Annotated in this window: 17 protein-coding genes; 2 read left to right on the top strand and 15 right to left on the bottom strand. The window is 40.7% G+C overall.

Annotated features, from left to right (window positions below; all coding sequences use genetic code 11):
* Window positions 1-70: 70 nt before the first annotated feature.
* From KTHG_RS10770 to KTHG_RS10730, 9 genes are all read right to left on the bottom strand, one after another.
* Window positions 71-337: a hypothetical protein gene (locus KTHG_RS10770; protein WP_139993473.1), complete on the bottom strand. Its 267-nt coding sequence runs from the start codon at window positions 335-337 to the stop codon at window positions 71-73.
* 20 nt (window positions 338-357) lie between these two features.
* Window positions 358-1053, bottom strand: coding sequence for a hypothetical protein (locus tag KTHG_RS10765; protein WP_139993471.1), 696 nt, complete (start codon window positions 1051-1053; stop codon window positions 358-360).
* A 430-nt stretch (window positions 1054-1483) separates the two neighbouring features.
* Window positions 1484-1864 (bottom strand): 4-carboxymuconolactone decarboxylase, encoded by a 381-nt coding sequence (gene pcaC / locus KTHG_RS10760; RefSeq protein WP_139993469.1) that lies wholly within the window; start codon window positions 1862-1864, stop codon window positions 1484-1486.
* A gap of 109 nt (window positions 1865-1973) precedes the next feature.
* Window positions 1974-2897 (bottom strand): ribose ABC transporter substrate-binding protein RbsB, encoded by a 924-nt coding sequence (rbsB, locus tag KTHG_RS10755; RefSeq protein ID WP_370323632.1) that lies wholly within the window; start codon window positions 2895-2897, stop codon window positions 1974-1976.
* A gap of 14 nt (window positions 2898-2911) precedes the next feature.
* On the bottom strand, window positions 2912-3826 hold the full coding sequence (gene rbsC, locus KTHG_RS10750) for a ribose ABC transporter permease (RefSeq protein ID WP_233600628.1): 915 nt from the start codon (window positions 3824-3826) through the stop codon (window positions 2912-2914).
* 7 nt (window positions 3827-3833) lie between these two features.
* On the bottom strand, window positions 3834-5336 hold the full coding sequence (locus KTHG_RS10745; protein ID WP_139993467.1) for a sugar ABC transporter ATP-binding protein: 1503 nt from the start codon (window positions 5334-5336) through the stop codon (window positions 3834-3836).
* A gap of 15 nt (window positions 5337-5351) precedes the next feature.
* The gene (rbsD, locus tag KTHG_RS10740) at window positions 5352-5744 is read right to left on the bottom strand and encodes a D-ribose pyranase (RefSeq protein WP_126991905.1); all 393 of its coding nucleotides are present in this window, start codon (window positions 5742-5744) and stop codon (window positions 5352-5354) included.
* A gap of 1 nt (window position 5745) precedes the next feature.
* On the bottom strand, window positions 5746-6624 hold the full coding sequence (gene rbsK, locus KTHG_RS10735) for a ribokinase (RefSeq protein WP_126991906.1): 879 nt from the start codon (window positions 6622-6624) through the stop codon (window positions 5746-5748).
* Window positions 6621-7619 (bottom strand): LacI family DNA-binding transcriptional regulator, encoded by a 999-nt coding sequence (locus KTHG_RS10730; RefSeq protein WP_233600625.1) that lies wholly within the window; start codon window positions 7617-7619, stop codon window positions 6621-6623. The genes rbsK and KTHG_RS10730 overlap by 4 nt, the downstream gene beginning before the upstream one ends.
* 290 nt (window positions 7620-7909) lie before the next feature.
* Here KTHG_RS10730 and rpoN point away from each other — a divergent pair, with 290 nt between their 5' ends.
* Together rpoN and KTHG_RS10720 are read left to right on the top strand one after the other, a co-directional pair.
* Window positions 7910-9169 carry an RNA polymerase factor sigma-54 gene (rpoN, locus tag KTHG_RS10725; RefSeq protein WP_126991908.1) on the top strand — a complete coding sequence of 420 codons (1260 nt, stop codon included), beginning with the start codon at window positions 7910-7912 and terminating at the stop codon, window positions 9167-9169.
* Window positions 9170-9198: 29 nt separating this feature from the next.
* The gene (locus KTHG_RS10720; RefSeq protein ID WP_139993465.1) at window positions 9199-9663 is read left to right on the top strand and encodes a hypothetical protein; all 465 of its coding nucleotides are present in this window, start codon (window positions 9199-9201) and stop codon (window positions 9661-9663) included.
* A gap of 145 nt (window positions 9664-9808) precedes the next feature.
* On the opposite strand, the gene KTHG_RS10715 is transcribed toward KTHG_RS10720, so the two are convergent.
* From KTHG_RS10715 to tenA, 6 genes are read right to left on the bottom strand one after another with little or no spacing between them, the layout of a single operon-like run.
* Window positions 9809-10357 carry a GNAT family N-acetyltransferase gene (locus KTHG_RS10715; protein ID WP_139993463.1) on the bottom strand — a complete coding sequence of 183 codons (549 nt, stop codon included), beginning with the start codon at window positions 10355-10357 and terminating at the stop codon, window positions 9809-9811.
* A gap of 45 nt (window positions 10358-10402) precedes the next feature.
* Window positions 10403-10648 carry an SH3 domain-containing protein gene (locus tag KTHG_RS10710; protein WP_126991911.1) on the bottom strand — a complete coding sequence of 82 codons (246 nt, stop codon included), beginning with the start codon at window positions 10646-10648 and terminating at the stop codon, window positions 10403-10405.
* A 48-nt stretch (window positions 10649-10696) separates the two neighbouring features.
* Complete coding sequence (thiE, locus tag KTHG_RS10705; protein ID WP_139993461.1) at window positions 10697-11323, bottom strand: thiamine phosphate synthase; 627 nt, start codon at window positions 11321-11323, stop codon at window positions 10697-10699.
* A complete protein-coding gene (thiD, locus tag KTHG_RS10700) occupies window positions 11313-12125 on the bottom strand; it encodes a bifunctional hydroxymethylpyrimidine kinase/phosphomethylpyrimidine kinase (protein WP_126991913.1) in 813 nt (270 codons plus the stop codon). Before thiD ends, thiE begins: the two co-directional genes overlap by 11 nt.
* Window positions 12122-12856: a hydroxyethylthiazole kinase gene (gene thiM / locus KTHG_RS10695; protein ID WP_139993459.1), complete on the bottom strand. Its 735-nt coding sequence runs from the start codon at window positions 12854-12856 to the stop codon at window positions 12122-12124. Before thiM ends, thiD begins: the two co-directional genes overlap by 4 nt.
* The gene (gene tenA / locus KTHG_RS10690; protein WP_139993457.1) at window positions 12843-13526 is read right to left on the bottom strand and encodes a thiaminase II; all 684 of its coding nucleotides are present in this window, start codon (window positions 13524-13526) and stop codon (window positions 12843-12845) included. The genes thiM and tenA overlap by 14 nt, the downstream gene beginning before the upstream one ends.
* Window positions 13527-13560 lie beyond the last annotated feature (34 nt).

The following is a 13560-nucleotide window of genomic DNA, read 5'->3' as shown; positions in this document are numbered from 1 at the left end:
GTTTTTACACGTATGTCAAAGCCTCTTTTATATATGATGCTAGTGGATACGATTATACAGACTTTTGCTGTTATTGATCTACTGTAATATAAGCTGAACCGTTTGCTTTACGATAAAATGTAAAATTGACATGCTCTGGATAACATTCCGCAAGTTTTTGCAAATCGATAAAATGCGAATAAATTGTACGACGGTCTAATTTTTGACTTACATTAAATTCTGCACTCATATAGTTAACGACCTGAGCTGCATTAAGTGGGGTTGTTTCACTTGAATACTTTTTTAATATTAAAAATGTATACACTAATAAAATATTTTGCTGTGCAATTATCATCACCCTCTTAATCATGTATTTGCTTAGCAATGCATCTCATGTTTCAAATGAATGATTCCTGGAAAATTTGGCAATTTCCTTCTAAACGGCATAACAAAAACCTCTTTTTGTGTTACACTGTCCGCGATAAAATGAGCAAGTTCTTCAGAAAAATTCGATTGAAGCGGAAAATGGCGCAAGATTTCCTGTGTATTATAATCGACAATGCGCAATCGTCCCTCATAAAACATAAGCTCTAGCGGTCGTCTTAACTGTTGTCGCTGTAATTGTGCAACTACTTCCTTTGTAATCGCAAATTCGTAGGTTGATTGCTCATACAATTTAAACAATTGACGACGCTTCCCTGCATGTTTCATTGCCTGTTCATCAAGTGCCACAATAGGCCGTTTATGCGTACAGGCTTCTAGTCGCTTCATTTGTTGCATGAGTGATTGCTCACGCCAAGCATATCCTTCACAAAGCGCTAATAAAAAAAGCATGCTCATCGGTACGAGCCACATCGGCATACCAACTAGATAAAGTCCAGCTAAGACGACAGCAACTGAAAAAAACAATGCTGGGCGCCTGATTTCATTGTTATAGTAATAGCCCATACCGGGCGCAATGATATTAACTAGTAGACGCCTTTGTTTCGTTAGCTGTTGATGTCTCACAGCATGATGCCCAATGAGCAGTAACACATACAGTACATATCCATATACACCGATTAAAAAAATCATTCACTTCCCCCCTTAGATAAAAGGCTTGCTCTACTTATTACCTAAAATTAAGGAAAATATGAGTGTTTTTATATAAAATGATTAAATCGTCACAAAAAAAGAAGCCTCAAGAGACTTCCTTCGTTCGTTTCTTCTTTACGCGTAGTTCCATTGTCAAAATTAATAGGCATCCTACACTGAGCCAAATAACAATAGATAGAAGAAGCTGATGATCATTCATAGAATGGGTCAGGTAGCTCAATACATGAAAAACAACAACGGCAATAATTAAACTAATACTGTTCATTTTTAAATCGGTCATAGTGGCTCACTCCTTCCAAAAAGAACTAAAAATAAGTTATGTCTATTTTATCATATTTTTCAGAAAATTATTAATCTTTTTGTCTCGAGTGAAAAAAACTTTATACCTTCTTACTCATGGTATAAAAAACTATTTCAGCGCATTCATATCTTCTAATACTTCTTTAGCAATACGAAAACCTTCTTGTGCGGCAGGAGCTCCGCAGTACACGGCTGTTTGCAGCATTACTTCTTTGATTTCTTCTACTGTAACACCATTGTTAATGGCACCGCGTACATGCCCACGCAGCTCCTGTGAACGATTTAGCGCCGTTAGCATGGCTAAATTAATTAAGCTACGATCACGTTTTGTTAAACCTTCACGTCCCCAAATGCCTCCCCAGCATACGTCCGTTATGTAGTGTTGTAAATCCATCGTAAATTCTGTCGCCTGCTCAAATGCACGATCTACAAATTCATCGCCCATCACTTGTCGTCGAATGGCTAAGCCTTTTTCAAATTGCTCTGTCATAAAACACACCTCTTTTTTCATTTTTTTACAGTAATTGTATTATAACAGAAGAAATACGTAAAAAAAGAGGCTAGGTATAAGACCTAACCTCTTTATAAAAAGCGTTGATTTATTTTTTGATTAATTCTAATTCAACTGGAATATCTTTTTCTACTTTTTCACCATTTAATGATTTGACAGCTGTTTCAATCGCAGTTTCACCAATTTCAGTTGGTTTTTGAGCGATTGTTGCGATCATTTTACCATCTTCAACAGCTTTTACACCATCATCTGTTGCGTCAAAACCAACAACTTTGATGTCTTTACCTGATGCTTCAATAGCTTCGATAGCACCTAAAGCCATTTCATCATTTTGTGCGAAAACACCTTTAATATCAGCGTTTGATTGTAGGATGTTTTCCATTACTGTTAAACCTTCAGCACGATTGAAGTTAGCTGTTTGAGAAGCTACTACATCAAAACCGTCTTTCGCTACTTCTTCAAAGCCAGCACCACGGTCTGTTGCAGCTGATGAACCAGCTACACCTTCAAGTTGAGCAACTTTCGCTCCTTCACCGATTACTTCTTCTAAATATTCAGCGGCCATTTTACCGCCTTCTTTGTTGTCAGAAGCGATATGTGATACAACTTCGCCGCCTTCAGAAGCACGGTCAACTGTAATCACTGGAATATCGGCATTGTTCGCTGATTCAACTGCTGAAGCGACTGCTTTTGAATCTGTTGGGTTGATAATAATTAAATCAACATCTTGTTGAATTAAATCTTCAACGTCTGATGCTTGTTTTGATGCATTATCTTGTGCATCTACAACGGTTAAGTTCACTTTTTCATCTTTTGCTTCGGCTTTTGCACCGTCAGATAATGTAACGAAGAATGGGTTGTTTAATGTTGAAACAGACATCCCAATTTTGAAATCGCCATCTGATTTTTTTGTATCTTTTGCTTTGTCGTCGCCACCTTGTGACATGGAACAAGCGCCCAATAATAGAGATGATGCAAGTAATGCTGTAACTGATAATTTTTTCATTTTCATAGTGAAATACCCCTTTACGCTGCTTTTTTACGGTCGATTAATACCGCGAATAAAATAACTAACCCTTTGACTACTTGTTGGAAGAATGATGATACACCGATTAAGTTTAGACCATTGTTTAACACACCGATGATTAATGCACCGATTAATGTACCAACGATCCAACCACGGCCACCTGTAAGGCTTGTACCACCTAAAACAACTGCTGCGATTGCATCTAATTCATATGATTGACCTGCAGTAGGCTGAGCAGAATTTAAACGAGACGTTAAAATTAATGCTGCCATTGCAGCTAACATACCTGTTAACGCGTAAACCGCAATTGTTGTACGGTCTACATTAATACCTGATAGACGAGATGCTTCGGCGTTACCACCGATTGCATACACACGACGACCAAATGTTGTTTTACGTAAGATGAAGTACAATACGAAGAATGCTATTAACATCGTTACGACAGGTACTGGAATTCCTAAGAAATACCCTTTACCGAACATTTGGAATGATAAGTGATCGCCTAAACCAGAAATTGGCTTACCATCTGTATAAACAAGTGTTAGACCACGATAAATGGTCATTGTTGCTAATGTAGCGATAAATGGTGCTACTTTACCTTTTGCAATTACAACACCGTTGATTGCACCTAAGATTAAACCAAGGATTAATGCCACACCCATTGCGATGAATGGATCTGTACCACCAGCTAATAAGCTAGCAGCAACGGCCCCAGTTAGTGCCAAGGTCGAACCGACAGATAAGTCAATCCCGCCTGTTAAGATAACAAATGTCATCCCGAATGCGATTAACGCACTAATTGAAACTTGACGTAAAACGTTGAAAATATTGTCCGCTGTTAAGAAGCTAGGACTCATAATAGAAATAATAACGACAATAAGTAGTAATCCAAATAACGGTCCTAATTTTTGCATTAGGCCATTAGAAGTTTTGGCTTTGGACAACTTTGTCACCTCCAGTAGCATAATGCATAATTTTTTCTTGTGTCATGTCCTCACCAGCAACCTCGCCAGTGATTTTACCTTCGTGCATCACAAGTACGCGGTCAGACATGCCGATAACTTCTGGTAATTCAGAAGAAATCATTAAGATGGCTACGCCTTGTTCTGCAAGGTCATTCATGATTTGATAAATTTCTTTTTTCGCGCCGATATCAACGCCGCGTGTTGGTTCATCTAAAATTAAAATTTCAGGTTCAATGCCTAACCATTTTGCGATAACTACTTTTTGTTGGTTACCACCGGACAATGATTTGGCAGATAGTTCAGCACTTGGTGTTTTAACGCCAAGCTTTTTCACAAGATTGCCAACAAATGACTTTTCTTTCGAACCACTAATGATGCCTGATTTAGATGTTTTACTAAAGTTGGTCATCGCGATATTTTCTTTAATCGAGAAGTCAACGATCAACCCTTGTGTTTTACGGTCTTCTGTTACAAAGCCGATACCTAATTTTTTAGCTTGACGAGGGTTTTTAATTTTCACAGCGTTTCCGTCAATGAATAATTGACCCTTCGTCATTTTGCGGTAGCCGAAAATTGCTTGCGCTACTTCCGTACGACCCGCCCCCATTAATCCAGCAAGTGCGACAATTTCACCTTTACGGACATTGAAATGAACATCTTCACAGAGGCCTGGACGTGTAAGCCCTTTCACTTCAAGCTTTACATCACCGATTGTTGCGTTGCGTCCTGGGAAGCGTTCACCAAGTTCACGACCAACCATCATCTGAACAATTTCGTCAAATGTCGTATCTTTAATCGTACGAACACCGACATACTCACCGTCACGTAAAATCGTAATGCGGTCACAAATCGCGAAAATTTCTTCCATACGGTGAGAAATGTAAACGAATGATACCCCTTCTGATTTTAGCTTGCGAATTGTTTTAAATAATGTTTGAATTTCGCGGTCTGTTAACGCAGCCGTCGGTTCATCCATGATGATAACATTTGCTTTTGTTTCCATCGCTTTGGCGATTTCAATAATTTGCTGTTTACCGACTGACAATGAACCTGCTGGTGTACGCACATCAATGTCTAAACCTAATTGGTTTAAAATACGTTTTGCCTCTTTATTCATTTCTTTGTTTTTCATAATCCCCATACCAACTGTTTGCTCATTACCTAAAAATAAGTTTTCAGCAACCGTTAAGTCCGGTAAAATGTTTAACTCTTGGTGGATAACGGCAATCCCTTTTGCTTCTGCCTCTTTTGGTGATTTGAAGTGAACTTCTTCACCATCGACTTTAATGACGCCGTTATCACGCTCGTAAATCCCCGTTAGAATTTTCATCATCGTTGATTTACCCGCACCATTTTCGCCCATTAGCGCGTGGATTTCTCCATCTGCTAACTGGAATTGGACGTCTTTCAAAACAACATTCCCACTGAATGCTTTTTGAATGCCCGACATTTCAATCATGCACGTTTCCTCCTTTTAAAAAATGACACCTGATTGCAATAAGATATTGGCATACGGCGTAGCCTCACCCGTACGAATAATGACTTTCGCTTTTGCAGATAGCGCTTTCAATTGTTCATGTGAAACCTCTTCAAATGCTGTATCTACTATGTCATGCACCGCTTTGTAAAGGGGTGCATTTTGTGATGCCATTTCAGTGGCGATAATTGCTTTTTCTGTTTTGTAGTCTGCTAAAACAACTTCTAAAATCGCCATGAAGCCCGGCTCTCCAATTTTGTAAGCGAGATCGATGCATGTAACTCCATCTGGAATCGGTAACCCGCAGTCTGCAATCATAATTTGATCTGTGTGACCAATACGTGCAAAAATCCCGGCTAGTTCACGATTTAAAATACCTTGTTTTTTCATGTTACTGTGCGCCTCCTAAGCGTTTAAGCACTGCTTCTTGCTGTGGCATACCGCCTTGTGCACCAAATTTTTCAACTGATAATGATGCCGCGACATTCGCAAATTCAACTGCCTCTGACAACGATTGATTTGTCGTTAGTGCATGCGCTAAAGCACCATTAAATGTATCACCCGCACCTGTTGTATCAACAGCTTTTGTTTTAAAGCCTTTAACAAACACATGTTGTGTACCATCATAGTAGCGTGCCCCGTCTGCACCTAATGTAACGATTAATTGATTCGGGAAGCGTTCTAAAGCGCTCTCTACATCAACGCCGAAAATATCAGCACATTCTGTTTCATTTGGTGTGAAGTAAGCAACGCGCTCCATCCATTCTGCTTTAAAATTCTCAGCAGGCGCTGGATTTAATAACACACGTGTATGTAATTCTTCACAAACGGACAGCGCATACTCTACTGTATCTTGTGGAATTTCTAGCTGCATAACGACTAAATCACTTTTAGCGATTAATGTACGTGCTGCATCGATTGATTCGCGCGATACATCTGCGTTCGCTCCTGGTACCACGATAATGCGGTTATCATTATCAAATAATGTAATGTTCGCAATACCTGTTGCTGTCTCTGTTGTACGAACGAATGTATCGTCAATCTTTTCTTGTTGTAAAATCGTACGCAATTCGTTACCAAATGCGTCTTGACCAAGCGCACCAACCATATGTACATGGCTGCCTAAACGGGCAACTGCAACAGCTTGGTTTGCTCCTTTACCGCCTGGAACGGTATGGAACCCTTGTCCAAAAACCGTTTCTCCTTGCTTTGGAAAAACAGTCGTTTCAACGACGATATCCATATTAATACTACCGATTACTGTAATCATAATTCCGTTCCTTTCGTTGTTGAATTTCGAACGACGAGCTTCGGCGGAAATACAACGCGCTTCGCTGTCATTTTTTGTCCTTCAATTAATGCAATTAATAATTCTGTTGCACGCTCTCCCATTAAGGAAATCGGCTGCGCAATCGTTGTTAGCTCTGGCGATAGCAATGTACCGATATTAATACCGTCATAACCAACAAGTGATACATCCTTTGGAATGTGTATCCCTAGTGATTCAGCTGCTTTCATTACACCGATTGCCGATGCATCGCTTGACGCAAACACCGCATCATAATCCCTTGTGTGTTGCAACTGCTGAAGGGTCACCTTTTTAGCTGACTCAAAATCAAAAGGGCTCACAATCGTATCGTACTGTATGGTTGGATGTTGCTTCATGATTTCTTCAAAGCCGCGCATCCGATCATTTGCGACATCAATATCAAGTGGCCCGCGCACACATAAAATGCGTTTGACGTTTTGCTCGACCAAATAATTAGCGACAAGCTGTCCACCTAATACATTATCCGATGTCACTGTTGGAATCGCTTCTGATAAATTACGATCAAGTGCGACAATAGGTACATCTAGTTTCTTATAGAAATCTGCTTCGATATGGTTTGTAGTTACGATAAATCCTGCCGCATAATTTTGTTGTAGCGAGCGGATATAATGTTTTTCTTTTTCACTCGTTTCGCCCGCATTGCACAACACCACTGTATAGCCATGCTCATAAGCTGTACGTTCAACCGCACGTGCTAGTTCAGGGAAAAAAGGGTTTGTAATATCTGGTACAAGCAAACCAAGTAAATTCGTTTGCTTCGTCGTTAGCGAGCGTGCTAATTGATTTGGTGCATAATTTAATGTAGTAATTGCCTTCTCAATTATCTGCTTCGCATCATTACTTACATAGCCTTTATTATTCAAATGTCTAGAAACAGTCGCTACAGAAACTCCTGCCTCTTTTGCGACATCACGAATTGTTGCCAATGCATTCACCTCAAAACGATCTGTTATGTAACCGGTTCCATGTGTAACCGATTACACATAATATAATGCACGAATTTTATCAAGTCAACACATTTTTTTATTAGGTTATACTATTTTCAACTGTTACATGACTTAAAGAGTGTTATAAAACAGCACATTGACGCTTTTTTGTAGCAAATCGGGTAATGATTTGTCCCACCAAAAAATTTTTTTTAGGTCATGTAATATCCCTAAATGTAGAAAAATGGTATGATATAGAAAATAGTTTCTTAAAAGAGAAAAAAGAAGGTGTTTGACATATGAAGATGAGTTTATCGCAAAAACAACAATTAAAATTATATATGACCACACAATTGCGCCAATCCATTGAATTACTACAGTATTCACACGAAGATTTAGTTGAATTCGTACGTGAACAGGCATTAGAAAACCCTTTAATTGAATTAGAAGAAACCACTTCAAGTTATCAAAAATCTACAACGGGATTTGATGATGTGTTACCATCCGTTGCAGGCGAGACAGATTACCGGGATGAACTGTTACAATTGCTACACTGTGAAGTGAAAGAACAGCGATTACTCTATGCATGCTTAACAATTGTTCACAACTTAGATGACAATGGCTATTTGTCACGCGATGCCATCGCCGCCTATCAGATTCCGGAAGCGTTATTACAAGCAGCAATTCAAGAATTACAGCAGCATGGTCCGCCTGGAATTGCGGCCTTTGATTTACGCCACTGTTTATTACTACAATTAGAAGCACTCGAGCCGCGCCAAATCGTTGCCGAAAAAATTGTTACTTCTCATTTAGAGGATGTCGCAAATAGTGCCTTTGAAAAAATTACGCAGGCGCTTCATATCACGCCTCATTCACTGCGCCGTGCCATTCGAAAAATTCAAGCACTCGAGCCAAAGCCATGTCGTTCGCTTTTTAGTCGTCCTGCAACGACGATTACGCCTGATGCGACGGTGATGCTAAGTGATGAAGGCTTTACATTCCAATTAAATACAGCTGGCATGCCAAAAATTTCTCTTTCTACTGCCTATGATGCCTTTTTTGAACATCAGGAAGCAGCAGAATTTTTAAAAATGCAGTTTAAGCGCTATGAATGGTTACTACACAGTTTAAATCAACGTCAAAGCACATTAACGCGTCTTTTAGAGGCCGTCGTTGCACATCAGCAGCCCTTTTTCTATCAAGGTTATATTGCGCTAAGACCGCTATTATTAAAAGATATTGCCGCACAATTGGGCGTGCATGAGTCTACCGTTAGTCGCGCTACTAAAAATAAATGGCTAGCAACACCTTTTGGCACAATTGCGCTGCGCTCATTGTTTACCAATGCGGTATCTGAAGACGGAGCCTCTCAAACATCGATTAAAGTGCATATTCAAAATTTGATTAATACAGAAAATAAAACCCGCCCATTATCAGACCAAAAAATTACTGATTTATTAATGGCGAAAGAAAATATTACGCTTGCACGTCGTACAGTGGCGAAGTACCGCGATGAGCTTTCAATCCCAAGTGCCTCGAAAAGAAAGTGTCTTATCTGATATACTTAATGTATAAGGAGGTCATCTAAATGAACAAATACATTTTTTCTACTGTGAGTTTCATCTTATTTTTTGCTGTAGCCCTTTATGGAACCGTTCATTTTCATGAGCTACCTCCATTTGTATACAGCGCACTCTTTAATGATTGGCAAACGCGTGAAATGGTCTTTTTACCACTTGTCGCAGGCATTGTGCTGTGGAGCTTTCTTCATCTATTGGCAACACATCCAGAATGGCATGAATTTTCCGATAAATATTCTGAAAATAAAGAATTATCTTTTAAAAATTCTTCTACTGTGTTACATGTGATGAAAAATGCTGTGTGTATCGTCTTAACACTCAAAACTTATGTAGATATTTATCATATCCTTCACCCAACCGCACCCGTTATGACAGGCACTACGTTAGTCAGCATCGCCTTTTTATTACTTAGTTCGTTACTCACTGTCTATTTCATCCGAACACATCATAAATTTTTGCATTATTCAAAATAAAAAAGTGACTGAGATACAACACCGCATGCTCCTTTTTTAGCGTTCGCAATGAAAAACCGGAACCGCACTACAGCGCGGTTCCGGTTTTTCTTATGCTCATATGAGATGTTACTTTTACATGTATGTCAAAGCCTCTTTTTTCTCATTATAACCCTTCAATATGTCGCTTCACAGAGGCCCATTCATCGTCAATAATGCTATAAACGGCACTATTACGAATCGCACCATCTGCTCCAAATTTATGTTTACGTAAAATCCCCTCAAATGTTGCGCCAATGCGCACAATCGCATTGCGTGAACGCATGTTCCGTTCATCTGCCATAATTTGTACCCGCTTCATTCCCCACTGCTCAAATGCATAACAAAACATTAAAAGCTTCATATTCGTATTAATAGCGCTACGCCACACAATCGGATTCAGCCATGTGTAGCCAATTTCCACACTCCCAAAATCCTCATCAATCGTGTAAAAACGTGTGGCACCAACAATTTGATTATGTACCTTTGAAAAGACAGCAAATGCCTGCTGATCTTGTGCTTGTAACGCCATATTAATATAGTGTGTAGCATCCGCCAACGAACGAATGCGCGGCTGCGTCATTTCCCAAATTCGCTCGTCATTTGCAGCATGTACTAAAGCCTCCGCATGTTGCTGTGTCAGCGGCTCTAAACGTACAATATCATTTTCTAGCATATGAAAAACCCCCTTTGTATTGTAAGTATACGCGGAGGGCTTCAATTAAGAAAGTTCTTGTAAGTATAATTTATTTACATAGCCAATCTGGTGGTGAAATTGCACTTTGCACCACGCACCTGCCGTACAAAATACGCCGACGACTTCATCCTTTTCTAAATAACCTAATGCTTCATAGCCGGTTCCTGGACCACTACGAACATAGACAGGATTTTTCGCTACATAGTTTGTCATAAGCTGTTCTTTAAAACAGTCTGTCACAATGTCTGATAACGTTTGCCTATTAGCCATTTAAATCCTCCTAGATTTGCGTCATTAAGAAATAGACGCAATAGGACATTAAATAGTTTCACCTTTTAATTGTTTAACGGTTTGCTGTATGTCTGAGCTGTGACAAATTGCTGAAATAACGGCTACCCCGTCCACACCCGTTGCTAAAACAGGCGCTACATTCGATGCTTCAATACCGCCAATCGCAACAATCGGACACTCAGGAAATTGCTCGTGCATGGCTTTTGGAAATGCTGTATGACAGGGTACTTTGGCATCCGCTTTTGAAGACGTGGCATAAATAGGTCCAATGCCGACATACGCACAGCCCCCATCGATCGCCGTAGCCATTTCATCAGCCGTATGCACCGATACTCCGATAAAACCTTTAAATTGTGCTTTTGCAATTTGTAACTGTGCATCATCCTGGCCGATATGAAGACCATCCGCTTCTAGTAAAACAGCGAGGGCCACATCATCATTAATGACAAACGGCACATTATACTGTATACATAAAGCCTGACATTGCCTTGCAAATTGAATATACGCCTCCCCCTTCAGCGCATAAGAACCTTTTTCCCGGAGCTGAAACATCGTAATTCCCGCAGCAAGTGCCTCTTCTAGTGTTTGTAGAGGTGCCTTCACACAATTTTCCGTTCCCATAATAAAATATACCGCTAAATCACTACGCTTCATCGACGAACACCTCACAGTCATAGCGATTATAGGCAAAATGATTGGTCGGTCCATGACCATGTCCAATGCCTAGCGGATGTACAATAGCAGCTTGAATAAAGCGTTTCGCTTCAATAATGGCTTCCTTTAGCTCTTGTCCATTCGCTAGCCCTGCTGTAATGGCTGCTGAAAACGTGCAGCCTGTGCCATGCGTGGCCTTCGTATCAATACGTGGCGTCGTCATCGTAAAAACAGATCCATCTTCTAAAAACACTGTATCTACCGCATCCACTCCGCTTAAATGACCACCCTTCATGACAATATTTTTTGCACCAAGCGCCATTAATCGCTGTGCTGCTTGTGCTACATCACTAGCTGTAGTAATCGTCATACCAGCGAGCACCTCTGCCTCTGGAATATTTGGTGTACAAACTGTCGCGACCGGCAATAAAACTTCCTTCATTGTTTGAACAGCCTGTTGCGCTAATAATGTCGCGCCGCCTTTCGCAATCATCACGGGATCGACGACAAGTGGGATATGTTGCTGTTGCATAGTTGCTGCCACCACGTCAATAATAGCGGGTGAAAATAGCATGCCCGTTTTCGCGGCTGTTATCTCAAAATCTTCAAATAATGCATGCAACTGTGCCACCACAAATGCTGGCTCTGCTGCCATAATATCATGCACACCAAGTGTATTTTGTGCCGTCAATGCCGTAATCGCCGACGTGCCAAAGACGCCTAACTCCTGAAATGTTTTTAAGTCGGCTTGTATGCCTGCTCCGCCACCGCTATCTGATCCTGCAATTGTTAATGCAATCATGCTAATCCCTCCGAAATATGATGTAAGGCATCTAAAAAGCCCATTTGAAATGAGCCCGTTGCTTTAGGTCCGACGATGGTAGCCGCCTGCTTATACTGTTGTAATGTTTCCAAAAGAGAAGCTTCTGCACCAAGTGTTGCTGCACATACTGCACTAAGTAAGCAGCCAGTTCCTGTAACAAAGGTTGCTTCGACAACGCCCCCAGAAATACGATAAACCTTCCCTTGCTCGATTAAAACATCAGTTGCACCAGTAATAATGACGGCACATTGATAATCTTTTGCGAACTTGGATGCTGCTGCAATGACATCCATATTCCCCTCACCACTATCCACACCCTTTGCCTGCCACTGGGCGCCTGTAAGAGCCGCTAATTCTCCAGCATTACAACGCAATAAATCAATGTTCACTTGCGCTAAAAGTTGCTTTACAAACTGTTTGCGAAATGGCGTAGCGCCAACACCTACTGGGTCGAGTACAACTGGAACTTGTTGCGTATTTGCTGCTTTTCCAGCAATCACCATCGCCTCCATCGTGCGCTCATTTAATGTGCCAATATTAAGTAATAATGCATCACTTACACGTACCATATCCGCTACCTCCTCAACGGCATCCGCCATCACAGGAGAAGCACCCATCGCAAGCAACCCATTTGCCGTAAAATTCGCGACGACATAGTTCGTTATACAATGGACAAGCGGTGCTTTTTTTCGAATATTAACGAGTGACATAGCGCATAACCTCCTGCTCCCAGTTTTCAGTCGTCCATGGCATTTCCCAGAACTTCCACTCATAGTAGCAGCTCTTTTTAAAATGCTGCTTAAATAATGAGATTTTATGCGGTTGCTGTTGTGCATAGTGATTCATTAACGCTAATTGTTGCTTAATATTCTCGTTCATATCGTCAGAGCTATAAAGCGCAAGCCACTGTTCATACAGCGCGACGCCTGGCTTCGCATCTTTAAAACGATTGCCAATTTCTAAATAAAGCCATGGACATGGGAACATCGCTGCGAATGCTTCTGCCGCATCTCCGTTATAGGCCGCATTGTACATATGACTCACATAGTTATACGCAGACGGCGCAGGTTCAAACGCTTCAATTTCCGCGTCCGTTACACCTAACTCATGGAACGTTAGACGATGCATCTCAAGTTCTGCAAGTTGAATATTTTGCGCTGCTTGCAAATAATAGAGCGTCTCGTCCGCTTCTGTCGCCTTCGATGCAGCAATGGCCAATACCTTCGTATAGTGTTTTAAATAGAAGGCATCTTGTAGCATATAGTACTTAAATTTCTCCAGTGGTAATGTACCGTCCACAATGCCTTGCACAAACGGATGCTCAAAGCTTGCCTCAAAATAAAGCGCATTTTCTTGTCTTACTTCGTCACAAAATGTCATTAAAAAGTCCTCCTCTTGGATGGACGTAGGCAAA

Origin of the sequence: Kurthia sp. Dielmo (assembly GCF_000307285.2) — a bacterium.
GTDB classification, from domain to species: Bacteria; Bacillota; Bacilli; order Bacillales_A; family Planococcaceae; genus Kurthia; species Kurthia populi.
The sequence above is the reverse complement of the archived record's forward strand: the minus strand, read 5'-3'. Positions and strand labels throughout refer to the sequence as shown.